28 protein-coding genes and 3 pseudogenes are annotated in these 26,516 nt (G+C 53.4%); 13 read left to right on the plus strand and 18 right to left on the minus strand.

The window, feature by feature from the left end:
• Nucleotides 1–2 precede the first annotated feature (2 nt).
• From CRO33_RS08765 to CRO33_RS08780, 4 genes are all read left to right on the plus strand, one after another.
• Nucleotides 3–1,397, plus strand: a complete 1,395-nt coding sequence (locus CRO33_RS08765; protein ID WP_097117864.1) for a cytochrome c — start codon at nt 3–5, stop codon at nt 1,395–1,397.
• Between the two features lie 65 nt (nt 1,398–1,462).
• Nucleotides 1,463–1,930: a GlcG/HbpS family heme-binding protein gene (locus tag CRO33_RS08770; protein WP_034829794.1), complete on the plus strand. Its 468-nt coding sequence runs from the start codon at nt 1,463–1,465 to the stop codon at nt 1,928–1,930.
• A 227-nt stretch (nt 1,931–2,157) separates the two neighbouring features.
• Nucleotides 2,158–4,095, plus strand: a complete 1,938-nt coding sequence (locus CRO33_RS08775; protein ID WP_097117865.1) for a methyl-accepting chemotaxis protein — start codon at nt 2,158–2,160, stop codon at nt 4,093–4,095.
• A gap of 114 nt (nt 4,096–4,209) precedes the next feature.
• Entirely contained in the window at nt 4,210–4,563 is a 354-nt protein-coding gene (locus CRO33_RS08780; RefSeq protein WP_097117866.1) for an MmcQ/YjbR family DNA-binding protein, read from the plus strand.
• Here the strand turns inward: CRO33_RS08780 and CRO33_RS08785 are convergent.
• Complete coding sequence (locus tag CRO33_RS08785; protein WP_097117867.1) at nt 4,547–5,545, minus strand: class I SAM-dependent methyltransferase; 999 nt, start codon at nt 5,543–5,545, stop codon at nt 4,547–4,549. The two genes, CRO33_RS08780 and CRO33_RS08785, sit on opposite strands and share 17 nt — an antisense overlap.
• 109 nt (nt 5,546–5,654) lie before the next feature.
• Here CRO33_RS08785 and CRO33_RS08790 point away from each other — a divergent pair, with 109 nt between their 5' ends.
• Complete coding sequence (locus CRO33_RS08790; RefSeq protein WP_097117868.1) at nt 5,655–6,497, plus strand: helix-turn-helix transcriptional regulator; 843 nt, start codon at nt 5,655–5,657, stop codon at nt 6,495–6,497.
• Nucleotides 6,498–6,706: 209 nt separating this feature from the next.
• A complete protein-coding gene (locus CRO33_RS08795) occupies nt 6,707–7,597 on the plus strand; it encodes a DUF6216 family protein (RefSeq protein ID WP_097117869.1) in 891 nt (296 codons plus the stop codon).
• A gap of 64 nt (nt 7,598–7,661) precedes the next feature.
• Here the strand turns inward: CRO33_RS08795 and cybB are convergent, their stop codons facing one another.
• Nucleotides 7,662–8,201 (minus strand): cytochrome b561, encoded by a 540-nt coding sequence (cybB, locus tag CRO33_RS08800; protein WP_097117870.1) that lies wholly within the window; start codon nt 8,199–8,201, stop codon nt 7,662–7,664.
• A gap of 93 nt (nt 8,202–8,294) precedes the next feature.
• The gene (locus tag CRO33_RS08805; protein ID WP_097117871.1) at nt 8,295–8,789 is read right to left on the minus strand and encodes a MarR family winged helix-turn-helix transcriptional regulator; all 495 of its coding nucleotides are present in this window, start codon (nt 8,787–8,789) and stop codon (nt 8,295–8,297) included.
• Nucleotides 8,790–8,887: 98 nt separating this feature from the next.
• Between CRO33_RS08805 and CRO33_RS08810 the strand changes: the two genes are divergently transcribed.
• The gene (locus tag CRO33_RS08810) at nt 8,888–10,036 is read left to right on the plus strand and encodes an MFS transporter (protein WP_255253258.1); all 1,149 of its coding nucleotides are present in this window, start codon (nt 8,888–8,890) and stop codon (nt 10,034–10,036) included.
• Between the two features lie 74 nt (nt 10,037–10,110).
• The gene (locus tag CRO33_RS08815) at nt 10,111–10,539 is read left to right on the plus strand and encodes a nucleotide triphosphate diphosphatase NUDT15 (RefSeq protein ID WP_097117873.1); all 429 of its coding nucleotides are present in this window, start codon (nt 10,111–10,113) and stop codon (nt 10,537–10,539) included.
• Here the strand turns inward: CRO33_RS08815 and CRO33_RS08820 are convergent.
• The 3 genes and pseudogenes from CRO33_RS08820 to CRO33_RS08830 all read right to left on the minus strand — a co-directional run bounded on the left by CRO33_RS08820 (nt 10,526) and on the right by CRO33_RS08830 (nt 12,207).
• Entirely contained in the window at nt 10,526–10,897 is a 372-nt protein-coding gene (locus CRO33_RS08820; protein ID WP_097117874.1) for a RidA family protein, read from the minus strand. The genes CRO33_RS08815 and CRO33_RS08820 overlap by 14 nt on opposite strands.
• A gap of 10 nt (nt 10,898–10,907) precedes the next feature.
• Nucleotides 10,908–11,372: a GNAT family N-acetyltransferase gene (locus CRO33_RS08825; protein ID WP_097117875.1), complete on the minus strand. Its 465-nt coding sequence runs from the start codon at nt 11,370–11,372 to the stop codon at nt 10,908–10,910.
• Between the two features lie 86 nt (nt 11,373–11,458).
• Nucleotides 11,459–12,207, minus strand: a pseudogene (locus tag CRO33_RS08830) (SDR family oxidoreductase).
• Nucleotides 12,208–12,306: 99 nt separating this feature from the next.
• Between CRO33_RS08830 and CRO33_RS08835 the strand changes: the two are divergent.
• A complete protein-coding gene (locus CRO33_RS08835) occupies nt 12,307–13,209 on the plus strand; it encodes an AraC family transcriptional regulator (RefSeq protein ID WP_097117876.1) in 903 nt (300 codons plus the stop codon).
• Nucleotides 13,210–13,250: 41 nt separating this feature from the next.
• On the opposite strand, the pseudogene CRO33_RS08840 reads toward CRO33_RS08835, so the two are convergent.
• Together CRO33_RS08840 and CRO33_RS08845 are read right to left on the minus strand one after the other, a co-directional pair.
• Nucleotides 13,251–13,382: pseudogene (locus tag CRO33_RS08840) on the minus strand (DUF2000 family protein); the annotation flags it as partial.
• Nucleotides 13,383–13,590: 208 nt separating this feature from the next.
• Complete coding sequence (locus CRO33_RS08845) at nt 13,591–13,827, minus strand: hypothetical protein (protein ID WP_097117877.1); 237 nt, start codon at nt 13,825–13,827, stop codon at nt 13,591–13,593.
• Between the two features lie 630 nt (nt 13,828–14,457).
• Here CRO33_RS08845 and CRO33_RS08855 point away from each other — a divergent pair.
• A pseudogene (locus tag CRO33_RS08855) lies at nt 14,458–14,628 on the plus strand (flavin reductase); the annotation flags it as partial.
• 132 nt (nt 14,629–14,760) lie between these two features.
• On the opposite strand, the gene CRO33_RS08860 reads toward CRO33_RS08855, so the two are convergent.
• The 10 genes from CRO33_RS08860 to CRO33_RS08905 all read right to left on the minus strand — a co-directional run bounded on the left by CRO33_RS08860 (nt 14,761) and on the right by CRO33_RS08905 (nt 23,457).
• Nucleotides 14,761–15,048, minus strand: a complete 288-nt coding sequence (locus tag CRO33_RS08860; RefSeq protein ID WP_255253259.1) for a RidA family protein — start codon at nt 15,046–15,048, stop codon at nt 14,761–14,763.
• A gap of 120 nt (nt 15,049–15,168) precedes the next feature.
• Nucleotides 15,169–16,236 carry an ABC transporter ATP-binding protein gene (locus CRO33_RS08865; protein WP_097117879.1) on the minus strand — a complete coding sequence of 356 codons (1,068 nt, stop codon included), beginning with the start codon at nt 16,234–16,236 and terminating at the stop codon, nt 15,169–15,171.
• A gap of 2 nt (nt 16,237–16,238) precedes the next feature.
• Entirely contained in the window at nt 16,239–17,063 is an 825-nt protein-coding gene (locus CRO33_RS08870; protein WP_097117880.1) for a carbohydrate ABC transporter permease, read from the minus strand.
• A gap of 9 nt (nt 17,064–17,072) precedes the next feature.
• On the minus strand, nt 17,073–17,999 hold the full coding sequence (locus CRO33_RS08875; protein WP_255253260.1) for a carbohydrate ABC transporter permease: 927 nt from the start codon (nt 17,997–17,999) through the stop codon (nt 17,073–17,075).
• A 21-nt stretch (nt 18,000–18,020) separates the two neighbouring features.
• Nucleotides 18,021–19,292 carry an ABC transporter substrate-binding protein gene (locus CRO33_RS08880; protein WP_097117881.1) on the minus strand — a complete coding sequence of 424 codons (1,272 nt, stop codon included), beginning with the start codon at nt 19,290–19,292 and terminating at the stop codon, nt 18,021–18,023.
• 25 nt (nt 19,293–19,317) lie between these two features.
• Nucleotides 19,318–20,484: a PLP-dependent transferase gene (locus tag CRO33_RS08885; protein WP_097117882.1), complete on the minus strand. Its 1,167-nt coding sequence runs from the start codon at nt 20,482–20,484 to the stop codon at nt 19,318–19,320.
• The gene (locus CRO33_RS08890; protein WP_058961058.1) at nt 20,471–21,181 is read right to left on the minus strand and encodes a FadR/GntR family transcriptional regulator; all 711 of its coding nucleotides are present in this window, start codon (nt 21,179–21,181) and stop codon (nt 20,471–20,473) included. The genes CRO33_RS08885 and CRO33_RS08890 overlap by 14 nt, the downstream gene beginning before the upstream one ends.
• A 212-nt stretch (nt 21,182–21,393) precedes the next feature.
• Entirely contained in the window at nt 21,394–21,750 is a 357-nt protein-coding gene (locus CRO33_RS08895; RefSeq protein ID WP_045815471.1) for a cupin domain-containing protein, read from the minus strand.
• Between the two features lie 287 nt (nt 21,751–22,037).
• Complete coding sequence (locus CRO33_RS08900) at nt 22,038–22,805, minus strand: amino acid ABC transporter ATP-binding protein (protein ID WP_034829813.1); 768 nt, start codon at nt 22,803–22,805, stop codon at nt 22,038–22,040.
• A 1-nt stretch (nt 22,806) separates the two neighbouring features.
• Nucleotides 22,807–23,457: an amino acid ABC transporter permease gene (locus CRO33_RS08905; RefSeq protein WP_058961056.1), complete on the minus strand. Its 651-nt coding sequence runs from the start codon at nt 23,455–23,457 to the stop codon at nt 22,807–22,809.
• A gap of 288 nt (nt 23,458–23,745) precedes the next feature.
• Between CRO33_RS08905 and CRO33_RS08910 the strand changes: the two genes are divergently transcribed.
• Genes CRO33_RS08910 through CRO33_RS08920 form a run of 3 tightly spaced genes read left to right on the plus strand, consistent with a single transcriptional unit; the run spans nt 23,746 to nt 26,499 of the window.
• Entirely contained in the window at nt 23,746–24,495 is a 750-nt protein-coding gene (locus CRO33_RS08910) for an ABC transporter substrate-binding protein (RefSeq protein WP_097117883.1), read from the plus strand.
• Nucleotides 24,496–24,546: 51 nt separating this feature from the next.
• Complete coding sequence (locus tag CRO33_RS08915) at nt 24,547–25,152, plus strand: cupin domain-containing protein (RefSeq protein WP_097117884.1); 606 nt, start codon at nt 24,547–24,549, stop codon at nt 25,150–25,152.
• 18 nt (nt 25,153–25,170) lie between these two features.
• Nucleotides 25,171–26,499: an NAD(P)/FAD-dependent oxidoreductase gene (locus tag CRO33_RS08920; protein WP_097117885.1), complete on the plus strand. Its 1,329-nt coding sequence runs from the start codon at nt 25,171–25,173 to the stop codon at nt 26,497–26,499.
• Nucleotides 26,500–26,516 lie beyond the last annotated feature (17 nt).

A 26,516-nucleotide genomic window follows, 5' to 3' on the forward strand; every position in this document is an offset into this window, starting at 1 on the left:
TCATGCGCAAACATATCAGACATCTGGCTGCGGCAAGCCTGTTGCTGGCCGGTGCCGTGCAGGCACAGGATGCTTCGCCGGATCTGGTCAAACGAGGGAAATATCTGGCCACCGCCGGTGACTGCTCGGCCTGCCATCGCGATCCGCACAGTGGCAAACCTTTCTCGGGCGGTTACGCGATTCAGTCACCGATGGGGATGATTTACGGCTCCAACATTACGCCGTCGAAGACCGCGGGGATTGGCAACTATAGCCTGGCGGATTTCACTGCGGTGATGCGCAAAGGCAAAGCACCGGGCAATCATTACCTCTATCCGGCGATGCCTTATACCTCATTTGCCGGACTTTCAGATGAGGATATCCACGCACTTTATTCCTATCTGATGCTCGGTGTGCCAGCCGACGATCATCCAGCGCCTGAAACCGATCTGCCGTTCCCGTTCTCTTTCCGACCGGTGATGGCGATGTGGAATCTACTGTTCCTGGATAGCTCGGCAGTGCCAGGCAGCGATGCGGCCGCAGGCAGTGCAGAACGCGGCGAGTATTTGGTGCGCACGCTGGCGCACTGCTCCACCTGCCATACCCCACGTAACGGCATGATGGCGGAACAGGGCGATCGCTTCCTGTCGGGCGGCAAGGTTGGCAGCTGGACGGCACCGAATATCACGCCAGATGCACAGGCGGGCATCGGTGACTGGAGCGATGCGGAAATTGTCACCTATCTGCGCACCGGCGCGCTGCACGGTAAAGCGATTGCCGCGGGTGAGATGGGCACCGCGGTGCAGAACTCGTTCTCGAAAATGCAGCAGAGCGATCTGGAGGCAATGGCGCATTACCTGAAGCAGGTGCCTGCGATTGGCGGCGCGGATCGTAAAGCCCCGTCGGTGGCGCCACAGCCTACACCGCTGTCAGCCATTGAAACCGGCATGAAAAATGAGATCGCCGATTATGTCTCCGGCGATGCGATGAGCGGGGCGCAACTGTACAACGGTGCCTGTGCCACCTGCCACGCCAGTGACGGGCGCGGAACCCACGATGCTCAGCGTTTCTATCCCTCGCTGGTGGGATCTTCAGCGGTGCTGTCAGACGATCCCGCCAACCTGATCATGACGATTGCGGAAGGCGTGGACCGACAGACTGGCAACGATCACGCCTTTATGCCGGAATTTCGCACGCAGTTTAGTCAGGCCGAACTGGCCAAAGTGGCGGACTACGTCTCTACCAACTTCGGCAACCCGCAGCATGCGATTACGCCAGCTGATGTTGAGCAAACGCTGAAAGGCGAAAGCGGCAGCTGGCTGGTGCGATACGCGCATGCGTTAAGCATCATCGGTGGCGTCGTTGCGCTGCTGGTGATCGTGATGGCATTGATCCTTTTCCTGCGCCGCCGGAAATAACTTTTACGGGCGGCGTTGACGTCGCCCGCATTCAAAACGGTATGACCCTTTAAGGAGTAACTTCAATGAAAAAGGCTTTATCCCTTGCGCTGTTGAGCGCCGCGCTGTTCGGTTCTGCTGCCGCGCATGCCACCCTGACGCAAACCATTCTTTCCCAGGGCGATGCGCAGAAGCTGATCGCGGCCGCGCAGGAAAAAGCGCACGCGCTGAACGCCAACGTCTGTATTGCCGTGTTGGATCAGTCAGGCCAGCTGCTGGCGTTTAACCGTATGGACAATGCCCCCGTTGGCTGCATCGATTCCTCCATTTTGAAAGGCCGTGCGGCTGCGTTGTATCGCACGCCAACAGACAAATATATGGATCGCGCCAACGGTAAAGAACCGGCTATCGCGACCTTACCGGGCGTCATTCCGCTCGGCGGCGGCTCACCGGTGGTGTGGCAGAACAACACCATTGGTGCGGTGGGCGTCAGCGGTTCTGCTAACCCGAATGAAATCGCCATCGCCAAAGCCGCAAGCGACAGCTTTAAATAACGACGCCGGTCGTTGCTCAAATATTCATGACGCAAAGGTGCACTTTGATGCACCGGTGGGCGGCCTGAGGGGCGCCCGTGCAACATCACACCTCATTCAGTTCTCCTCCGACCTGCTCATCCATCAAGTTCCTGCGCCGCGCGCCGATAGTCTCTACAGAGGGATGTAGGTGCACAGGGAGTGGTTCATTTTTAAACCGAAAAAGTGTCAACTCCAGGAGCGCCATAATGGCCAAACACGCATCAAAGAAAACAATGAGCACCCGCACGCAGATGCTGCTGACGGGCGCCTTAACCATCACCCTCGGCTTTGCCGTCACCATCGGCGTGTTGAGCTGGCAGTCCAGCAACGAGCAAAAGTCACTGGCCGAAAACTATCTGCAGCAGATTGCACAAACCCAGGCACTGCAAATCCAGCAGGAGCTGAGCTATGCGCGAGACGTGGCGCATAACCTCGGCCACAGTCTGATAGCGCTGCCAGCCGCAGGGATTCAGGATCGTAAAGTCGCCGATAAAGTCATGGAGTCGGCACTGCGCGATAACCCTGACTACCTGTCGATTTCAGTGGTCTTTGAAGAAAACGCCTTCGATGGCCGCGACGCCGAGTTCGCCACCCAGCCAGGTGCTGCACCGAAGGGGCGTTATGCCTTCTTCGTCGATCGCGATCAGTCGGGCAATTTCAAGATGCACCCGCTAACCTCGATCTTTACACCGGGCCAGGGTGACTACTACCTGCTACCGCAGAAAAGTCAAAAAGACACACTAATTGAACCCTACAGCTATGCCTACAACGGTGTTCCCACACTGCTGACGTCCGTGGCGGCGCCGATTCTAAGCCAGGGGAAATTGTGGGGTGTTGTGACTTCAGATATTTCACTGGCCTCGCTGCAGGAGAAAGTGAATAAAATCAAACCCTGGGATGGCGTGGGCTACGCCATGCTGCTGTCCAGTGCGGAGAATGTAGTGTCATACCCGGATAAAAACCAAACCAGCAAAGCGTGGAAGGGCGATACCCATCACTACAGTTCAGACGTCATGGAACAGCATGACGCGTTACTGGGTGAAGATGCATTGGTCACCTGGCAGCCGGTGGTGATCGGTAACAGCGATCAGAAATGGTATCTCGGGGTGGTCGCGCCGGTGAGCAAAGTGATGGCGGCGGCGCATCGTCAACTGGTCAACGCCGTGATACTGATGATCATTAGCATTCTGGTGGTCTGCGCCCTGCTGGGGCTGTTATTCAGCCGCAAAGTATTGAAACCGATCGGTGGCGAGCCGCTGGAAGCCGCGACCATTGCGTTGGCGGTGGCGGACGGCAAGCTGGATAACGTCATCACACTGAAAGGGCGCGATAACAGCAGCCTGTTCTATGCGCTGCATACTATGCAAAACCAGCTGCGTGAGATTGTTGGGCAAATTCAGGACGCCAGTTCCTCCGTTCGTCAGGGCGCAGGCGAAATTGCCAGCGGTAACCTCAATCTGGCCTCGCGCACGGAAGAACAGGCGGCGGCACTGGAACAAACCGCCGCCAGCATGGAGCAAATCACCGCCACAGTGAAACACAACGCCACTAATGCGCATCAGGCGACGGCGTTGACGGAAAACGCCACGCAGATCGCCAGTCGTGGCGAATCGCTGGTGGGTGAAGTGGTACAGACCATGGCGCAAATCGATGACAGTGCGAAGAAGATTGGCGATATCACTGCCATCATCAACAGCATCGCTTTCCAGACTAACATCCTTGCATTGAATGCGGCGGTGGAAGCGGCGCGTGCCGGTGAGCAGGGGCGTGGTTTCGCGGTGGTGGCTTCTGAAGTGCGTAATCTGGCGCAGCGCAGTGCTAACGCGGTGAAAGAGATTGCGGCGCTGATTGAGGAGTCGAGCCAGCGTGTCGGCAGCGGTGTTCAGCTGGTGCAGGACGCCGGTAAGACGATGCAGGAGATGACCCAGGCAGTGAATTCAGTGCGGACTATCATCGGTGAGATCGTGGTGGCATCCGATGAGCAGGCGCGCGGTATCAGCCAGGTCACCATCGCGGTGAATGAAATGGACGGCACCACCCAGCAGAACGCCGCGCTGGTGCAACAGATGTCTGCGGCCGCAAGTTCGCTGGAAGATCAGGCGGCACAACTGGCACAAACGGTGGGACGTTTTCAGTTGAGTTGAGCCAGCCGTCTGCGTTGAAGACCTTGTCACAACGGGCCGCGCCTTATAACGTAGGGCGCGGCCTTGTGCTATTTGCTCAAGGCCGATAATGATTTCCACACATCGGGAACCCTCATGAATCGCCAGCAACTGTTCGAACACATCAGCCAAACCTACCAAGTTGAACCCGACTATCCGTGGATGAAACACAGTGAATACGCGGTGCTGCGGCATCCGCGCCACCGTAAATGGTTTGCGTTAGTGTTCCCGCTGGAGAGCCACAAACTCGGATTGGACGCAGGACCGGTGGTACAGGTGATGAATATCAAAACTCGTCCCGAACTCACCGGCTCCCTGCGCCAGCAGCACGGCGTCTATCCGGCTTATCACATGAACAAAGAGCACTGGATCAGCCTGACGCTGGAAAATGGCTTGCCGGATAGCGAGATCATTGCACTGCTGGATGACAGCTTCAGCTTAACGTTTTAGGCTTTCGCGTCAGGATGACATTGAGCGGTGACATCGGGAACGGTTGCATCCGCTGGACGCGCTCAATATCAAATCCTGCCTGCCGCAATTCCTCGCACAGCACACCCTCATTCGTGACGTTGTAACCTCGCATCATTAACGGGGTAAAAAATGGCAGTACCTGCCGTGCTTCCTCTGGCTGCTCAGGGACTTCTGCATGGGCGCTGAGCAGCAATCCGCCTGGCTTTAAGCGTGTGAACCACTCGCGCAGCATCGCCTGTCTGTCCGCCATAAAATAAAGAAACGATGAACTCCAGATAATGTCCACCTGACGCCCTTCAGGCAATTTCGCCAGCGCGCAACCGCGATCGCTCAGGCCGGCTTTTTCGATGTTGCGCTGTGCCACGGTGGCGGTTTGAGGCAGGTCGAGCACGATCACCGAAAGCTGCGGAAAGCGTTGCGCTAACGCAATGCTGATCAACCCCGGACCGCCACCCATATCCAGCAGTAGCGCCGGACGCTGAAAATCTGCCAGGGTATCAGCGATTGCGCAGGCGGTGTCCGCGCTCAGCGCACGCTGTTCCTGGGCGATTTGATGCAAGGCGGCATCCGCCCACGCGGTATCGATTTGCAAAGGATCCTGCCAGCCGGGTTCCGCCTGCGTCAGCAGTTGTGGCATCCGCTGAGCGAACTGCTGTAACACCTGATGACGATAGCGCCAGGCGTCACCGATATAGCGGCGACTGTCGTGACACAGATAAGTGTGCACATCGGGTGCCAGCACAAAGCAGCCAGCTTCATGCGTGAGCAGTTCGGTGCTCCATAACAGGCGTAACAGATGATAGGTCTGATGCGGCTGCCAGTCATAATGTTGAGCGACTTGCGCAGCGGTGGCAGGAAACGCCAGAAAATCAAACAAGCGGTGTTCAAATGCCAATGCCACCGCGCCGTTGAGGGCGTGCTGAGCCAGCAGATGATCGAGGGTAGGAAGCGGTGAACGCATAGCAATCTCCTGAACAGGTAACGTGAACATCAGACTAGCCTTTGGCGTAAATGCAATTTATTCTCATTTGTCTGCGAGAAGGTGATTTAACTCTGCGAAAGGAGAAAGGATGCAAAAGCCTGGTGAAATGCGTGTGCGCCAGCATCAACTGTCGCGAGAGATGCGCATGGTGCAATCGGATTACTGGCCCGTGCAGGCACTCTGCGAGTCTTCAAAACCGTCTAACGAGCAGCCACAGCTGGTGCTGACTTTTGGTGTGCAGGGAGAATCGCGCTTTCGGGAAAGCAACGGACGTGAGATCGCTTTCAGCGCCGGGCATCTCACCGTGACCAGTTTTCAGGCCAGCCAGGGCGAGCGTTTGTATCGCGCGGGTGAGCGGGTGCAACAGGTGCGCCTGATTCTCAGTGCGGCGAATGTGCGCCACTATTTTGGCGAACAGGCTGCAGAAGGATTGTTGCAGCCTCAGCTTAAGCGCCACCTTTTTAGCCGTTTCGGCCACGCCACCGCGGCGCAACTCAGCCAGGTGCATGAGGATCCGTTGTTACTGGAAATTCAGGCGCTCAGCCTGTTGGCGTTGCATCGTCATCAGCTTCAACCCACTACTACTCAGCACAAGCTACATCCTCAAATGGTTGAACGGCTGGAACAGGCACGCGACTGGATGCGCAATCATCTGGCTGATGCTTCCTCGCTGAGTGCGCTGGCGCTGGCGGCAGGGTTAAGTGACTACCAGTTGAAAACAGGGTTCCAGCAGCATTTTCACTGCACGCCTGGCGCGATGTTGTTGCAGATGCGCATGGAGCACGCGCATCGCTTGCTGGAACAGGGATTTCAGGTGGCTCAGGCGGCATGGCAAGTGGGATATCAACATCCGCGCAATTTTAGCGTCGCGTTTCAACGCTATTTTGGACGCCCGGCCAGTGCGATTACCGGGCGCAGAAGAGAATGGTAATGCAAGCTATAAAATGACAATGTCTATTGATAAACCATGCTCGGCTGGTTTTGAAAGGACTGAAATATGGTATTGAATTTATGGGTTGGTATGATTACAACGTAATAGAAAGAAACAATGAGCGTGATGCATCATATTGTTTTCAAATTTCTCATGAACGTTAATTGACTTATGATTGTAATTGTTAGTTATAATATTAAGGCTAAAAAATGAAATTCTCTTTTGATTCAATATTTAGTTATCTATCTGACTTGCTTGAAAATAAAACATTATTTATATTGTTTTTCTCTATCATATTGATTTTTATGCTTTATTTTTTCAAAAGGAAGGCGGGCTCAGGTTTTTCATTAGCCTATAGGTTTCATAAATTTTTGTTTGGCGCTGCACTTCAGAACAAAAAAGACCTCATACATGAAATAAATAGCATTGAGCAGTTTAATTTCCTTTTTAATACTCGAGCGATATCCATTTCTCAAAAGAAATCATTTGAAAAATGGATAAAGAAATATGAGCTTGATTTTAAAATCATTGGCAAGCTTAAAAATAACCTAAATATGGATAATTTGAAAATTACTAAGTATTCCTGGCGATATCTGACAATCTTATTTGCCATTATATTGTTAGTTTTCACTTCGTCATTTGGAAGTGCAATTGTAGCAATAAAGCCTGCGGGTCTGATCAACATAAATAATACTGGGTGGTTTTGGTTCAATGAACAAGGAGCTGAAGAATATGATTTTTTTGGTAAAGGGGATTGGGGTTTTACCCCAAAAGATTGTGAAAATCAAAAATCAATTCGAAGCACACTACCATCCAAAACAGTCGAGGTTATCTGCAGTTCATTTAATAAAGAAAAGGATAAGATTTACATAAGCAAACTTATAAAAAAACAAAGATGGTTCTTTGGTGGTCTGACATTCTTAATCGGAGTTATTTTGTATTCTATGTTTAGGCATGCAGTCGTCATATTAGTGACTTATGATGTAAGAAGGATGGTTTTTGCCAAGATTCGCAGATATAGAAATCAAAGATCATGGCGACATTTGAGAAGAGATAATACTAAAAACACGAATGATCCTAATGAATCATTAAAAAATTAACGATTTTAAAAACAACGTTTATTGGACGCCCGGCCAGTGCGATTACCGGGCGCAGAAAGCAGGATTAGCGTGAACGACGAGACGGCATCATGCGCAGTAATGTGTTGTCTTTGAATAAATAATGATGCGCCAGTGCCGCAACGGCATGAATACCAATCAGCCAGTAGCCGTAAGGGGCGAGTGTTTCATGCCAGTCTGCAATGCTGTCAGCAAAATCAGGATCGGGATCGCCGCTCACCGGCATCGGAATACCAAAAATCCACCAGGTGCGGCCCATATAGAAGCGCGACAAAATGCCGAGAATCGGCAACACAATAAAGAACAGGTAGATCGCCAGGTGCATGAGGTGCGCCAGGCCGGTTTGCCAGTGTGGCGGTTTAGGGACTATCGCCGGGCTGCGATGACGAAAGCGCAGAATGACGCGTGACAGAATCAGCACCAGCACACAACTCCCTGCGCTGAAATGACCAATGATCATGGCAAAGCCCTGCCAGGATCCGCGCGTCGCTAATCCGCGAAATTCCATGGTGCAATAGGCCGTGACGACCAGCAAGAAGGTCAGCCAGTGGAGAAAAATCTGCGAAGGGGCGTATTTGGTGCTCATCATTAATTCCATCAAAGGGCGTAGCAGAAGCGCTAACATAGCGGAAAGCGTACTGAATTAATTCATATTTTGACACATCCTCCGACGAAATGCTTACCGCTGGGCTTCGGATGCCTGCATCAGTTGGCTGAGTAAAGACTGCAGCTGCTGTTGCTGATCAACACTCAACATCGCGAGCAGATCACGTTGAGTCTCTGTATGCACCAGCAGGGCTTGCTCAATCTTTTCACGTCCGGCATCGGTTAAGGCGACCAGCATACTGCGCTTATCCTCAGGGTCGGCCACGCGCTCAATGGATCCCACCTCCTCAAGACGATTGAGCCGATTAGTCATTGCGCCCGAAGTAATCAGCAGCGATTTGTACAACTGCGTGGGTGAAAGGCAATAGGGAGGGCCCGCACGACGCAACGTAGCGAGCACATCAAACTCCCCATCGCGAAAATGGAAAGGAGCCAGTGCCTCCGCGCGCCGGGTGGCGAGGTGCTTCATGATGCGCAACATGCGGCCAAATATCGCCATTGACGAGGCATCCAACTCAGGCATGGCGTTGGCCCACTGCTCGATAACAAAATCAACGTGGTCGGTCATATTTCCCCTCGAATGTGTTGCTTAGTGCGCATCCCTCTATCGAAATGCCGCAAAGTATCTTAACGTTAAGATACTTTCGACGCACATGGAGATGCAAAGTGACTCGTACCTTACCTGCTTTAGGCATGTTTGCTTTACTGGTTTTCATCATCGCGATGAATTTACGCCCGATCATGGCCGCCATCGGACCGCTGTTTCCGATACTGCAACGCGAATCCCACCTCAACGCCACGCAACTCAGTTTACTCACCACCTTGCCGGTGGTGATGATGGGGTTGTCTGCCCTGGCGGGGCCGTGGTTGCTGCGTAGCGTTGGTGAGGTTCGCGGCATCGCCGCCGGTTTGATTCTTTTGGCGTTAGCTTGCCTTGTACGCGGTGCTGTCCCAACAGCTGAGATGCTGATTGCCAGTGCGCTGGTGGCGGGCATTGGCATAGGCTTAATTCAGGCATTGATGCCTGCGCTGATTAAACGGCACTTTGCTGCACAGGCCGGCACGCTAATGGCACTGTTTACTACCGGAATTATGGCGGGCGCAGCGCTGGCAGCCGCAACGGCCGCCCCGTTGGCGGATGCGCAGGGGTTGGGCATGGCGCTTGCCATACCCGTTGTGCCCGCGATTGTTGCGGTACTACTGTGGTTAATCACGTTTCGCCACAGCGTTTCTGCTGCGAATACTCAGCGCGTTAAACCCGTACGAACACGCCATAGTGGGTTGCTTATGGTGTTCTTCGGAATTGGTACAGGGGCTTACACGCTGGTGCTGGCCTGGTTGCCGCCGTTTTATATGCAGCATGGTTGGACGCCGCAGCACAGCGGCTATGTGCTCGGTGCACTGACGCTAACGGAAGTGGTGGCGGGCTTTATCGTGTCGGGCTTGATTCATCGCTTCCGTGACCGCCGTTTTCCGCTGTTGCTGGTGCTGACCTTCTTGCTGCTGGGATTAATCAGCCTGATATGGCTGGGCGGCGCGCTGGCCTGGTTGCCCACGGTGCTACTCGGATTGGGGATTGGTGCGCTGTTTCCGCTATCACTGATCGTGACGCTTGACCATGCGCATTCTCCGGAAGAGGCGGCGGGATTGTTATCCTTTGTGCAAGGCGGCGGCTATTTACTGGCCGCGCTGATGCCCTTGATGGCCGGTATTGTCCGCGATCGTGCCGACTCACTGGATAGCGCATGGGCCATAATGAGTATCGGGGTGGTGGTTATGATGGTGATGGCATTGCGTTTTAAACCCCAGCGATAACCGGGCTTGTCTGCTTGCAGAAGGTACAAGGCAGCGCATACCATTGCGAGCGATTAACACAATCAGGAGCTTTTATGTCACCACAAGTGGGTGTAGGCGTTTTGATTTTCCGTGAAGGAAAACTGCTGCTGGGCCGCCGCAAGGGCAGCCACGGTGCAGGGGATTGGTCAGCACCCGGCGGGCATCTGGAATTTGGTGAATCTCCGGATGAGTGCGCACGACGTGAAGTGCTCGAAGAAACCGGATTAACCCTGACCGAATTGCAAAACGGCGCTTTCACCAGTGATGTGTTCCCCGAGGCCAACAAGCACTACATCACCTTACTGCTGGTGGCACATCACCCGCAGGGGGAACCGCAGTTGATGGAGCCGGAAAAGTGTGAAGGCTGGCAGTGGTTTGCACCTGAAGCCTTGCCGCTGCCGCTGTTCGCGCCGCTGCGCACATGGATTGCTCGCGATGGCTTAGCCGCGTTGCAACAGCTTGCACAGGTTACAGCGCGATAATCGCCTCAATCTCGACTTTCAGATCCGGTGAGAACAGCTGACTAATTTGCACCAGCGAACTGGCGGGTAGATGATTGCCATAGTGCCTGAAGAGTACGGCCCGCAGATCATTAATCTGGGCAAAGGAGGTGATGAAAATGGTCACTTTAATCAGATGGCTCAGCGAGGTATTTTCGGAAGCCGCAATCAGGTGCAGCTGCTGAAAGATAGCCTCAGCCTGTGAGGCAATATCGCCTTGCTGCGCGGGTGTGGCAAAGGCTGTTAAACCTGAAATATATAGGGTATCGCCATGCTTCACCGCGTGCACATATGGCGCTTTCACTTCGCCCAGTTCCGGGTAATTTTTGCGTATCAACATCGATTGCTCCTTAATCCAGTTTTAACACCATCACCGTGACGTCCTCATCGGCGATATTTCGCTGTTCCACGTCCTGCCAGCCAAAGCGGCGATACAAGGCCTGTTGGTCAGGTGTATACAGCCAAAGTGCAGGGATCGATTTTGCTCGCGCTTCGGCAATCAGGCGGGTCACTAATGCACTGGCCAACCCTTTGCCGCGATGTTCGCGAGCGGTGATTACTTCACCCAGCCAAAATTCACGCTCGGGGATGTCACTCAATTCGTAATGGATGATGCTGGCGGTGGCCATCAATTCGCCCTCGTGCGTGGTGGCAAACAGCGTCATCGTTTGGGCATCAGCGGCATTGCGTGATTGCAGCCGCTGGCGGATCACATCGCGGTCATGCCAGTTAGGTAGCTCGGACCATTCGCGGTGTAGCATGTCAGCAATTTCATCATGGAAATGTGACATCTGGGCCAGACAGTGTATCTGCATCCATCATTCTTCAAGGCTAACAGAGGAGTCAAACAACATAACCGTTAACCTCGAAAGGAACCAGGCTATTTGCCTGGTTCTTATGCTTAGGTTGTCTGGTTGGCCAAAGCCACCGCATCTTCCCCGGCAGGAATGCGCATCGGTGCGTTGGGATCGGTTGCCGCTTGCCATATCGCGGCGGCGACATCTTCGGCTTTGGTGGTGGGCTGCGGTTGGTGCATGCTTGCCATAATACCATCCAGCATCGGTTGATAAGCCTCGAGGAAGGTCTCTTCCATGCGCGGCATGGCGTTCTTGCCGAAATCGGTGGTGGGCGCCAGGCCCGGCAACACCAGCCGCACATTAACATTAAACGGCTGCAACTCCAGCGCCAGTGATTCGGTAAACGCATTGACGGCGGCTTTGCTGCCGGTATACACCGCCAGCAGCGGCAGGGATTTCAGCGTCACGGTGGACGTCACGTTGATCACGGTACCGCCGCGTTTGGCGCGGAACTGAGGCAGCACCGCCTGCGTCATGGCGATAGTGCCCAGCGTGTTAGTCTCAAACACTTCGCGTACCGTGGACATCGGCGTGCCTTCCAGTGAGGTCAGCACACCAATCCCGGCGTTGTTCACCAGTACGTCGATTTCGCCTGCGTCAGCGATTGCCCGTTTGATGCTTTCTGCATTAGAGACGTCCAGCGGCAATAAACGTAAATTTTCCGAAGTCGGGAATAGCTCGGGGCGAGGATGACGCATAGTGGCAATCACCTTCCAGCCGCGTTCCAGGAAATAGATCGCGGTGGCGTGTCCGAAGCCAGAAGAGAACAGCCGGTGATAAGGATCGTTTTCATCTTTCACTCCTGCATTGCATTGGGTAGATGCTCACTATAGAGTCAGTGAGATGGACTCACTACAATGCAAAGTCCATATTTCATTCGCAGGAGTCCATAATGATCGATCCCCTTGCTGAGATAGTGTCACTGCTGCAACCTCAGGCGGCCTTTTCCAAACGTGCACGCGCCAATGGTCGCTGGCGCGTCAAACGCAGTGAAACCGGACAGCCGTTTTACTGCCTGGTACTATCTGGACGCAGTCAGTTGAAGATGAAAGGCCATGAACCGATCCCGCTTGAGCAGGGCGATTTTGTCCTGATCCCGGCGGCGTGGGAGTTCTGCATGAGCAGTGCCGAACCACCCGATGACGATGCGCCCGAAACATTGCCGGAAATGCTTAGCCCCGGTGAATTCTGGATTGGCGATCAGCAGCAGCCTGCTGAAGTGCAAACGCTGATTGGCTATTGCCAGTTTGGTGCGCCTGACGCGGGATTGATCGTCTCGCTGTTACCCCAATTTATTCATATTCGCGGGGAGTCACGGCTGACCACACTGGTACAACTGGTGATGGATGAGTGTCGTGCGCAGCGTCCTGCTCGCCATGTGGTACTAGAACGCCTGCTGGAACTGCTGCTGATTGAGGCGCTGCGTTCGATGCCAATCTGTCATGCTTACCCTGGCGTGATGAGTGGTTTAGCCGACGAACGTCTGGCGGCGGCCATCCGCGACATGCACGCCAACCCGGCGCATCCCTGGACTGTGGCGCAATTAGCCAAAGTTTCCGCGCTATCCCGTTCGGCATTCTTTGTTCGTTTCCGCGCAGCAGTGGGCGTAGCGCCGATGGTTTATCTGCTCACCTGGCGCATGGCTTTGGCCAAAAATTTACTGCGTGGCAAAAATATGGCGGTAGCGGATGTCGCAGAACGCGTCGGCTATCGTTCCGCCAGCGCGTTTAGTGTGGCCTTCACCCGTTATGTGGGGCAACCGCCCGCATGGTTTGCCGCAGGTCAGGATATTTAGCGATAAAGCTTAAAATTACCTGTAAGGCTGGTGATTTTTTCTTAAGGGCCAATCAAGACAATTGCCACGAGCTCAATGTTGCCACTGTTCGCGCTGGCAATGCGCTCGCCGTATTCGTCATAGGTTTTGCAGGATTGCGCCAATGCGCTAAACGGCATGGTAACGATTTCGTCCTACGCGCGGCTCTTTATCCTGATAATCAGGAAGGACAGGTCGTTTGTGGAGCGATGCTGCATTAAAGTAAAGTCGTCTTAGGGTGCTGATACCGCTTTCATGGTAGAACCACTGTCCTGTATCTCCACAGGCATGAGACATGACCGGCATGTTCGGTCTAGAAATTCAAGTCCTCAGCTGCTTTAGGGTACTGATTAAAAACGCTGTTTAACCCGCAATGTACATTACCCATCCCATGATGCTTAAAGCAGATGTGAGAATATATCCCACACCTTCACCTGTCATATAGCGGCGCATGGTCATCTCAAATTGACCTACTTGGATTTTTTCGCGTTGTTCGTCATCAGTGGAGTTAAGGATGGTGCGAAAAGCCGCAATGCCATTGGTCATAAAAAGTGCGCAGACCGAGGCGATGGTAAGGGTAAGAACATCATGAATTTGCATTGGGGAGGCTTCTGCTCGTCAAATAATTGAGAGTTGATTTTAATGTGTTAGATTAATCGATTCAGTTCACATTTATCTATTATTGCTATCGCTGAAAGGTCCTTAATAGCGGCATCAACCAGGCCACTGTTAACAACATGGGTGTAATCCGCTGCACCTTTAACTCGCCCCTTTTTAAACATCTTGCTGATTTATTATCAGAAACTGACTTTGGAAAGGGAACTACCATCTTTTATGGCAGGCATCATCACTAAATGCCCGCAGCCCCGGATAGTCTGTTTTATATGCCATTCCTGCGAAGCCAGAGAGTTAGTGGAGTTTTTATACTTGACGCCATCACTCGCGTCATTATTTCGCCCCGAGAAAGCACCGTTGCGACGGCAGACAGGATCATCGTTTTAAATGATAGCAATGTGCCGGCTGGGATTAATTCATTCAAACAGGCGGCGCAGAGATCGCCTGTATAATTGATGTATTACGCCTCTAACCCCGCATTATGCATCCCGCGGCGCAGCGTGAAGTTCACGCCCATGGTCAGCAGGGGATCTGGCGGATTCCACTCTGGCTTCAGCAGTGACAGCAGGTAATCAATGATATCGTTGCGCCACCGCCTGCGGCGCTGAAGGTTCGCCAGTGGCGGCGGATGCGCTGGTGGCCTTTAGCTGCAAATTAGTTAATACCGTTGACTGGCATACGCACGCGATATTTCTTGGCGCGGTGACCCACGTGGCGCACCCCAACAGCGATGGGCAACCGCTGTTGTATCACGACCGGGGGTTCCATCAACTCTCAGCGCTGTAACTTAAAGAACGGGAGGGCAAGTGCCTCCCGTTATGTTCAGGGCAACATAATTACCACATCAATTTCCAACAGCAATTCCGGTTCGGCGAGCGCAGAGATCTGAAACAGCGTGCTGGCAGGTAACTCAAGTCCTTAAAAGAAGCGCTGGCGTACCGGATGAATATGCGGCACCAGCGCCAGGTCGGTGACATAAGTGGTGGTGCGCACAATCCAGTCACGCTGTGCACCCAGCCCCTCCAGCAAACAATCGATATTGGCATACACTTGCTCGACCTGCTGCTGCATATCTCCAATGCCGACCACGTTTCCTTCTTCACCCCACGCGACTTGCCCGGTCGGAAATACCGGCGTTCCGGGACGAATTTTGACGTGATTGTAATAGCTGCGCGCCTTCAAACCGGCGGGATTGATAATGCTCATAACGCTCCTTAACCCTGTTTCGTTCGCGAATGTTCTCGCTTCAAGGCTATCACCCGTGCGCGTTGCCGGGTAAAGGTATCCTGGCAACGCCGCATTGCCACTAAAGCAACACGGCGGCGGTTACAAACGCTTTTGTGACGCGGCATCGAACAGCATCGCACGCGCATAATCCACTTCAACGGCAATCATATCGCCTGCTGCGGCACCGGAACGTTGGGTGGTAAACAGCATCACCTCATGCCCGAATAAGTTGCCGTGGATGAGCTCGGATAAACCGGTGGGTTCGACGAGAGAAACCTCCAGTGGCAGCGCGTGTGGAGAACCTGCTGAAGCCAGTGCGATGTTTTCAGGTCTGATGCCATAAATGACTTCACGACCTTCAGGCTGATTGGCCCATGCCGGGTTAGCGGGCAATAGCGCGCTGTCGCCGATGCGCACGCCGTTTGTTGTGACGACGCCATTGATAAAGTTCATGGACGGTGAACCGATAAAGCTGGCGACAAACTTGTTGGCTGGCGTGTCATACAGTTCCAGTGGTGTGCCGACTTGTTGGATAACTCCGTGGTTCAGCACCACAATCCGGTCAGCGAGCGTCATCGCCTCAACCTGATCATGCGTGACATACACGATAGTGTTGTTCATCTGCTGATGCAGGCGTTTAATCTCGACGCGCATCTTGCCGCGCAGTTGTGCATCCAAATTGGAGAGCGGTTCATCAAACAGAAAGACCTGCGGCTGGCGCACGATCGCGCGTCCCATCGCCACACGCTGGCGCTGGCCGCCGGACAGTTCTTTGGGACGACGATCCAGCAGATGTGAAAGATTAAGGATATCCGCCGCTCGCTTCACTTTCTCCTCAATCTCCGCACGCGGACGTTTCTGGATTTCGAGGCTAAAGCCCATGTTGCGTGCCACCGTCAGGTGCGGGTAGAGCGCATAACTCTGAAACACCATTGAGATATCACGATCTTTCGGGGCGACATCATTCATCAGTCGTTTTCCGATGCGGAGATCGCCGCTACTCGCCAGTTCCAGACCCGCAATGGTGCGCAGTAAGGTGGATTTGCCACAGCCGGACGGCCCGACCAACACCACGAACTCACCATCGTTAATCGTGAGGTTGATATCGCGCAGGACTTCAACATTGCCGTAGCGTTTGTCGATCTGCGCCAGTGTAATTTCTGCCATGTTTACCCCTTAACCGCGCCAGCGGTCAGACCCTGAACCAGATATCGTTGAATAAAGGCGAAGAACAGACAGGCAGGAATCAGCGCCATTACGGCGGCTGCCATCATTTCACCCCATGAAACGGCAAATTTGGAGACGAAGCTGAGTAAACCCACCGGGAAGGTCATCACTTCGTTTTTGTTGATCAGCATCAGCGAGAACAGCAGTTCGCTCCATGCGGCGGTAAACACGAAGCCGAGCGTTGCCGCCATTCCCGGTAACGTCAGCGGAACCAGTACCCGATACAGCGCCTGAAAACGTGTGCAGCCCTCAAGCATCGCAGACTCTTCCAGATCTTTGGGAATGGCATCAAAGAATGACTGCATCAAAAAGGTGGCAAACGGAACGTTAAAGGCGGTGTAAATCAGCACCAGACCCAGAAGACTGTTGGTCAGGCCGAGCGGGGCCATCACGCGATAAATCGGGGCGATGATCATCACCAAGGGGAACATCTGCGTGAACAACAGCAGCGCCGCCATCAGCATCTTGCCGCGAAAGTGAAAACGCGAAAATGCATAGCCGGCACCAGCAGCAATCAGCGTGGTCAGGAAAGCGGTGCTGAAAGAGACGATCAGACTATTGCTGAAGAAGGTGGGGAAATCACTGTCGGTGAGCACTTTTTGAAAGTAGCCTAAAGTGAAGCCGCCCGGCAACAGTGTCACGCCCTGGCTGAACAGCAGCTGATCCGGTGTGACTGAAATCTTAATGATCCAGTAAAGCGGAAACAGGGCAAACAGCAGGTAGAGGCCAATACTCACGCGGTGACCAATTATCGGTAACAGTTTCATTTCGCCTCCTTATTTCAACTGTTGATGACGAATGCGCAGCAGAACCAGCGCGTAGCAGGTCATCAGCAGTAACAGAAACACCGCCATTGCCGAGGCATAGCCAAAATCGAGTTTGCGATAGGCGGTGGTGAAGATGTAGCTGGAGAGAATCGAGGTGGATCCGGCGGGGCCACCGTCGGTCATCACCACGATCAGATCGGCGAAGTTGGCGATCCAGATGGTACGTAGCATCACGGTGATGGCGATCATCGGTGCCAGGAAGGGCAGCGTGACGCGACAGAATTGTTGCCAGCCGCTGGCACCGTCAATCGAAGCCGCTTCATACAGATCTTTCGGGATGGATTGCAAAGCGGCCAGCAGGGTAATGGCAAAAAACGGAATACCAAACCAGACGTTAGCAATGATCGGTCCCCACATGGCCAACTGAGGATCGGACAAGATATTGTATGGCTCGCTCAGTAATCCGAGATCGCTCAGCCACTGTGGCAACGGGCCAACCACCGGGTTAAGCAGCCAGGACCAGGTCAGGCCAGATAGAAAGGCGGGCACCGCCCAGGGCAGAAACACCAGCGCCTGCACCCAGCGACGAAAACGAAATTCGCGGTTGAGCAACAGCGCTAACGCCAGACCGAAGATAAACTGCAACAGCAGTGAGCTGAGCGTCCAGTTCAGCGTGTGACCGAGTGCTTTAAAAAAGCGCCGATCGTCAAACATTTCGGCAAAGTTATCCCAGCCCACCCACCCGCTATCCATCGGATTGAGCAGATTCATGCTCTGAAACGCGTAGGAAATGCCGATCGCCATCGGCACAAAAATAAACAAGGCGATCAGCAACAGTCCCGGCGAAAGATAAAACCACGGCTCAGCCAGCCGCAGCCAGCGCGAGTAGCGTGAGCGCGGCGAGCGGGCATCAAGTGAAGTTTCTAGCATCATCATTGTTCTCCGCGCGATCGGTGATTACTGCGTGGCGAGCCAGCTTTTCTGTTCTTTGGTCAGATATTTAGCCCAGTCTTTCACCATGTCTTCGGTGTCGTTTTCGCCCAGCAGGGTTTCCTGGCTACTCTCTTTCACGATCACCGAGTTGAAGTAACCCCAGCCTTTCAGGTGTGTCGGCATGGTCAACGGCACATAGTTAGGATCGTTTAACTCTTTAAACCAGCCGGCAAACTGCGGTGTTTGATAGAAAGGATCCTGCTCTGCACCTTTATAAATCGGCAGGGTGCCAACAAATTTTGCCCATGCGAGGTTGTTGGTCTTATTACTCAGGAAGGTGATGAGTGGCCAGGCGAGATCTTTTTGTTTGCCCTGATTAAACATCGCCCAGCCGGTATAACCAATGGTAGGGAAAGCTTTACCCGACGGTCCGACAGGCATCGGTGCAACGGCAAAATCATCGGCGGCCATGCTGTTTTTAATCGCAATCAGCGCATCGGGGTCCTGATCGAGCATGGCGCACTTGCCGGAATAGAAACCGGAGACGATTTCGTTAAAGCCCCAGTTCACACTGTCTTTTGGCGCGCCGCCTTGTTTGTACATGTCGACCAGCAACTGCGCCCCTTTGATCGCCCCTGGCTGAGTCAGAGTACTGTTGCCGGATTTATCGAAGAAATCCGGTGAGCCGTTCATTGCCGCCATAAACATCATCCAGGCGTTGGTGCCGCCGACGCCGCCGCGCATACAGTAGCCGCTGATGCCGTTACCCAACTGGCTGATGCGTTTAGCATCGCTGGCAAACTCATCCATGGTTTTTGGCGGCTCGCTCAATCCGGCCTGCTGGAAGAGTTTCTTATTCCAGAACAGGGCGCGCAGGTAGAAGCCGTAAGGGATCATGGTGGCTTTGCCATTGGCGGCACGCGCCATCGCCAGCGTTTTATCGGTTAACTGGGCGGTGCCATCCCAACTTTTGAGACGTGGTTCCAGATCCTCCAGCATGTTGTTGCTGGCATACAGCCCTTGCCAGGTATCGGGCATTTCCACCACATCGGGCACTTGTCCGCTTTGCAACATGGTGCCTAATTTTTCAAACGCCTGACCCCACGGCAGCGAGATCAGCTCAATTTCCATGCCGGGATGCTGGGTTTTGTATTCGGTCAGCATCTTCTGCAGCAGTTCGGTGCGGGGCGGGCTGGTAATCACTTCCACCACGGTTAATTTTGCCGCCATACTGCTGAGTGCTGAACCCAATCCAATGGCTAAAACCAGTGCGTTAATCGCAAAACGAGTCGTCATTGCAGCTTCTCCTGGGAGTGAGTGATTATGCGCGGGTTGCGGTAGCCAGCGCCTGTTGCAGGTCGTTCCAGAGGTCTTCGGTCTCTTCCAGACCAATCGAGATGCGGATCAAACGTGGCGAGACGCCGAAATCAACGGCTGAGTTAAATTCGCTGGCTTGATTGATGACTGAGATGGCGGGCATCACCAGACTTTCGAATCCACCCCAACTCACCCCCATATGGAAATAGTGCAAGGCGTTGCAGAAGGCGGGGATATCGATTTGTTCGGTCACTTCAAACGCAAACAGGCCACTGTAGCCGCGCAGCGATGACCAGGATTTGGGGGACAAACCGGGATGGCACACTGCCGTAACCTGTGGATGGGCACTCAGCTTTTGTGCCAGTTCCATGCCGCTTTGGTGATGCTGCTTCATGCGCAGGGGGAGCGTGCGCAGACCACGGATCAGCAATGAGGCTTCATGCGCCGATAGCTTGCCGCCGAGGAAGGGGCTGATGTGGCGTGAGATATTGCCGATGTGCTGTTGACTGGCAATGACCAGGCCGGCCACCACATCACTGTGCCCGCTGATGTATTTCGATGCCGAGTGCACCACGATGTCGATCCCACACAGTAACGGCTGCTGGAAAATCGGCGACGCCCAGCTGTTATCGATAATGGTGACCGCACCAGCATCACGCGCCAGCGTGGCCAGTTTATTCAGGTCCAACTCGCTCATCACCCAACTCACCGGACTTTCCAGGTAGAGCAGGCTGGCACCCGGCAGCGCGGCACGAATTGCCTCTTCATCATCACCATCGACGAACTCGGTGGTGATACCAAAACGCTGGCAGAAGCCACGCAGGAAGCGATACGTATCGGGATAGACGTGATTAACACACACCACTTTTGCGCCGGGTTGCAGCACGCTGAGAATGGCATTGCTGATGGCGGCCATGCCGCTGCCGAACGCCAGGCAAGCCTCGCCCCCTTCCAGTGCGGCAACTTTCTCCTGCAGCGCTCGGACCGTGGGATTATCGACGCGCGAATAGAGCGGTTGATCGCTTTCGCCACGGAAGCGGGCAATCATGCTATCGTAATCGCTAAAGGTGAACAGTGACGATTGGTAGATCGGCGGGGTGACCGCGCCTTTTTCATGGCGTAAATCATGGGACAAAAGTGTTTGTTGCGAGACCGGTTTATCGTTTGGCATTGATGACATCCTTCATGTCGCGTTCAGTGATATCGAGAATTTGATGGCAAATGGCGCGCGCGGCTTCACCATCCCGCTGGCAAATGGCATTGAAGAGATCGCGGTGTAACGGGAAGGAGTCGGCAAACAGTGCCTGCTCCGGTGGCGATTCAAAAAAGGCGTGCATGCTGTCGTAGATGCCGTTGAGCATTTGCAGCAGAAGGGGGTTGCCTGAAGCGCGATAAATGCTGGTGTGAAACGCCCAGTCTTCGGCACCGGCTGAGCCGACCGCCAGATGCACGCGCTCCATTTCAATCAATCGCTGTTCGATTTCCAGCAGGTCTTCGGCGCTTGCACGCTGTGCAGCGAGCACACAGGATTCTGATTCGATAATGCGACGGACCTCCAGCGCGTGCAGCATATTGGCGGAGTCATTTTTGAATCGCAGCGAGAGGAAGCTGTCGTTGATGCCGACATCTGCCTGCAAAAACGTGCCGCTGCCTTTCTTACGCAGAATGATGCCCAGTGCTTCCCAGCGTTTTAACGCCTCACGCACGGTGTTGCGGCTCACCCCGAGTTTCTCCGCCAGTTCGCGTTCAGGCGGTAAGCGACTCCCCGGTTGCGCACCGGATTGCGCCATAAAACGCGTAAGTGCATCAAGAATCAGCGTGTCACTGCGCGGTGTGGTTATCGGTTGAAGCTCAAAAGGAGATTGCATAGCGCGGCCTTAATTGGTCCAACATCTCTACCAATTTCATAGCAAGGCGCGTGCCATTATTTTTATGCCTGATTTAATTGACATTTCTGGGCAGTAATAAGCAGGAGATCTGAGTTTTACTGGTGCAAGGCGAAAAAATATGCACCGGGATGTCACAGCGAGTATATAAAAAAGGCGCGAATTAACGCGCCATTTATAAATGCGGAAATAAATTAGCTGGCATCAAAAATCACATACAGTTTACGCATCGTGTTTTCAATTACCCAGGTCCCTTCAGTATTGGCTTCGAAGAAAAAGGAATCACCCGGTTTAAAATTTAGGGTTGCTTCGCCATCAGGAGTAAATGAACCTGTGCCGTTAAGAAAATGCATAATTTCAGCCTGTTTCACTGAGCGACGATAGGAACCTGCTGCGCATTCAAATATGCCCGTATCGATATCTTCTTTGCCGGGAATCACTTTCTGGATACCGGAAAGGGCAATAGTGCCGCTGCCCGGTAAGCCTTCCACGCTGCCCCAGGGTTCCATTGTTTCAATTAACGCTGGCTGTTCAATTTTTTGCACCTTCATCAGTTCTTTTTCCTGTAAGCAGTGACAAATAGCACTCACCACAATGGCAAAGTGCATTGGGGAAAAACTCAATTCAGATTAAGCGATTGCAGTAAAACCTTAGGGGACTTATTGCCGTGCGAATAACATATTTGAATGATTATTCGCACGGCTTTGGCAGAAACTTTTGTTTCCTCACCATGCTTCACGCTGCAAGTGGGGGGCGGCGTCCATTCACCCCCGATCAGTCATCTGAGTCGGTTCCAGGCGACGCCTGCCTGCACTTTGAAAGGGGGTGAGAGCGCCGCCTAACTCAGCGTTTGGCAGCATGAGCAGGGCTGCGCAACGGTGTTACCCAGAACACGGCGCAGGAAATCTTGCGTGCGCGCTTCTTGTGGTCGCAGTAACAGGTTGTCAGCGGGACCTTGTTCTACAATCTGTCCGCTGTGCAGGAAGCAGACGCGATCGGCCACTTCACGCGCGAACTGCATCTCATGGGTGACCACGATCATGGTCATCCCTTCACGGGCGAGATTGCGCATGACCTGCAGCACTTCACCCACTAATTCGGGATCAAGCGCGGAGGTGGGCTCATCAAATAAGATCGCTTTGGGCTGTAGGGCCAGCGTGCGGGCAATCGCCACGCGCTGTTGCTGTCCGCCAGATAACTGGGCTGGCCATGCATTGATTTTCTCAGCCAGACCTACCATTGCCAGTAAGTCTTTGGCGCGCTTTTCCGCCACGTTGCGAGATTCACCGTTGACGTGAATCGGACCCTCCATCACGTTTTCCAGCACGCTGCGATGCGGGAAAAGGTTGAAACGCTGAAACACCATGCCAATCTGACGCCGCAGGTCGTTAATGCTCTTGTGCTTGTTGTTGACGCGCTGGCCCAGTACGGTGATATCGCCGCCTTCATAGGTTTCAAGGCCGTTGATGCAGCGCAGTATGGTTGATTTACCTGAACCCGAAGGGCCAATCAGGCAAACCACTTCACCTTCGCTGACCTTGAAACTCACGCCTTTCAGCACCTCAATGGGGCCGAATTTTTTGTGTACCTCATGAATTTCAATCATCTTAAGCCCCTTTCATCTGACGTTTTTCCAGCTTCTTGGTGAGTGCCAGCAGCGGCAGGCAAAGCACCAGATACAGCAGTGCCACCAGCGTGTACACCGTGGTGTTATCGAAGGTTGAGGCAGCAATCAGCTGGCCCTGACGTGTCATTTCCGTCACCGCAATGGTCGAGGCAAGCGCAGAGTCCTTGAGCATCATCACGAGCGTATTGCTGAACGGGGGTAAGGCAACATGGAAAGCCTGAGGCAGCACCACGCGGCGCATGGCTTTGCCATAACTCATGCCCATTGATCGCGCGGCTTCAAGCTGCCCGCGATCAACCGATTCAATGCCGGAACGAAATATTTCAGCGATATAGGTCGAAAAGCAAAAGGCAATCCCAATAACACTGGCCTGAAACGAGGTGAGGGTGATGCCAATATCCGGGAAGACAAAGTAGATATAAAACAGCACCACAATCATCGGCAGACCACGTGTGATGTTAATAATGGTGGCGATGGGCCATGAAATAATTTTCCACGGACACATTTTGGCTGCGGCAAAAATCAACCCTAATGGCGTACTGATTATCAGAGACAAAAGGGTGATATAGATCGTCATTTCAGCCCCTTTCAATAAAAAGGGCAGATACTGGTGGATGCTGCTCCAGTCCATTTTGTTCTCCTGGCTTGTAGTGTCACCCTAAAATCAGGCGATAAATTCATTATAATGAATATCGTTGATAGCAAATCGCTGTCAATCTTTACTCTCATGACAGAGATAGCATTTACTTATTACGCTCATACGAACAAGCTATAGGTGTGATATTTAGTGAAATCAAAGGCTTTATTTTTAATTTGTGAGTTGGCGCATTTTCATTAAATAAATCGTTGACAGCAGGTGTGCAATTTTCATTATAGTGAAAAAAAGCATTATCCCTTTCATTGCACCCAGGAGTGAGCCATGTTTGCCATTCGTTCCCCGTTGATGATCCTCGGCCTCACGGCTGCGTTGAGTTTCAATGCCAGTGCAGCGGTGTTAACCGCGGGTTCACCGCCATCGAGTGCACCCACTACCTTTCTCAATACCCAAACGGGCAAGATTGAGGGTTTTATGCCGGATGTGGCCGCAGAAGTGGCTAAACGTGAGCATTTGGACATCCAATACAGCGCAATCCCTTTTTCCACGCTGATACAATCTGTTATTGCCGGAAAGATTGACATGATAGTGGCGGGAATGACACCGACTGAAGAGCGCGCGAAACGTATTACGTTCTCTCAACCGGTGACGGCTTTTGGCGCGGGATTGATCGTGCGGGATGACAATAAAAAAGCGTATAACTCCTGGCAGGATCTTAAGGGTGAAGTGGTAGGCACCATGGCCGGTACCGATTATACCCAAAGCCTGATGGCCAGCGGTATTGCGAAAGAAGTGAAGGTCTACGACAGCCCTGCGGATATGACGCGAGATTTGTCACTGGGTCGCGTGGCGGCCGGATTAAATGACTATCCGATATTAAAAGCGCAGGAAAAAGCCGGTGGACTAAAAGGCATGCATGTAGTGGACGGTTATAAACCGGAGCATGTTTCCCCCATGGCGTTTGGCGTGAAGAAAGGCAACGATGCGTTAATGGCGCAGATCAATAGCGCGTTAACCAGCATGAAAGAGGATGGCACGTTGCAGACGATTAAAACCAAATGGGGCATGCCCTGATTGATGACACCCTTAAGCACAGCTGACAGGGATGCGAATGGAATTCAGCCGATGAAAAAAGAATCGATCATCAAAGGGGAGTCAGGCGCGCAGGAAGCGGATATCGGCTCCCGCGTAAAACGTGTGCGCAAGGCGCGGAATATGACCATTACTGAACTGGCGCTGCTGGCGAATGTCTCCGCTGGCGCGATCAGTCAGATCGAACGCAATCTGACGAATCCGACAGTGCGTGTGCTGGAACAACTGCGTCTGGTCTTAAAAGTCCCCCTTTCGGCCTTTCTGGAAGAGGCCGAAGCTCACACTCGTGGTGCTGAGCATTATGTCCGGCGCGCAGCGGAACGCCCGCACTTTAACGTGGGTAAACAGGGCATTTCTAAACAGATGCTTTCTCCCTCGGGCGACCATGATTTGCAGTTCATGTTCATCAATATCCCGGCAGGCGTGCAGTCCGCTGAGATGTTAATGGGGAAGGGGGAAAAAGCAGGCTTAGTGATGGCGGGTGAACTGACGCTGGAGATTGACGGCGACACCGTGCTTTTGACACCCGGTGACAGTTTTCAATTTCAGAGCCATCTCCCGCACAACATTTTTAACCCGACGTCCAGTGACGCCACTGTGTTGTGGATCATGCATATTTCCTCTGAGCAACATTTATAAAGGTCAGGATTGAACATCATGCGCATCAACGTGAATACCGTAGCAGACAGTGAAACTTTCCCCAGCGCGGTGGATGTCATCGTCATCGGCGGCGGGATTATTGGTACTTCCGTCAGTTATGAACTGGCAAAGCAGGGCGTTTCCGTGGCGCTGTTTGAAAAAGGCGTGATTGGCGGTGAGCAGTCGGGACGCAACTGGGGCTGGGTTCGCCAGCAGAATCGCGATCTGTATGAGCTGCCGATGGCGATACGCAGTTTGCAGCGTTGGGAAGCGTTGAGCGGCGAAATCGGACTCGATCTTGGCTTTAGCCGCCAGGGAATCACCTACGGCACGCTGAGTGAAGCGGATGTGGCGCGCTGGGAAGCCTGGGGCAAGCAGGCGAAACAAATCGGCTTTGTTAGCCACTTATTGACGGGCAAAGAGACGCGCGAGCGCATTGGTGAACAGGCCCAATGGGTGGGCGGCGTGTGGTCACCGAGCGATGCGCGTGCTGAACCCTCCATGGCCGCCCCGGCCATTGCCGCGGGCGCGAAAAATCTGGGTGCTTCAGTACATCAAAACTGCGCGGTGCGTGGATTGGATATCAGCGGCGGGCGCGTCACCGGCGTATGGACCGAGCGTGGCTTAGTGAAAGCGAACCGGGTGATCTGCTGTGGCGGTGCCTGGAGTTCCCGCTTCTGCAAACAGTACGGTGTTGAACTGCCGAGCGCCAATATCTTGGGTACGGCGTTTAAAACCACAGCCGCACCGGAAGTGATCAAAGGCTGTATTAGTATGGGCGGTTTATGTATTCGCCGTCGTCAGGATGGCAGTTATACCGTGGCACTCTCCGGTCGTGGGCAGATCGACCTGGCTCCGCAAAATATCCGCTATGCCACCAAATTTTATCCGATGTATCGCAGCAAAATTGCCAAAAAACTCAAAGTGCGCATCAACGGCTCTTTCTTTAATGGTCCGGAAGCCGCGGGTTCCTGGTCGAATCAGAGCTTATCGCCATTTGAAAAGATCCGTGTGCTCGATCCCGCCGGCGATCCGTCGATTGTACAGGAAGCGATGCAACTGCTGGTTCAGTTTTACCCGGAACTTGCCGGGATCAAAGTGGATCATGCCTGGGGGGGCTGGATCGACACCACGCCTGATCTGGTGCCAGTGATTGATGAGATGGATACGGTGCCGGGCCTGTTTATCGCCTCAGGCTTCAGCGGCCACGGTTTCGGCATCGGTCCAGGTGCGGGCTTATTGTGTGCGCAGATGGTGAATAACCAACCGCTGTTTACGGATGCTGAACCTTACAGTCTGGCGCGCTTTGCCAAAGGTAATGAGATTCGCGAACCGCAGATGATGTAAAAGCCTGCCAGGTACTG

It is taken from the genome of Pantoea sp. GL120224-02 (assembly GCF_900215395.1).
GTDB lineage: Bacteria > Pseudomonadota > Gammaproteobacteria > Enterobacterales > Enterobacteriaceae > Pantoea > Pantoea communis.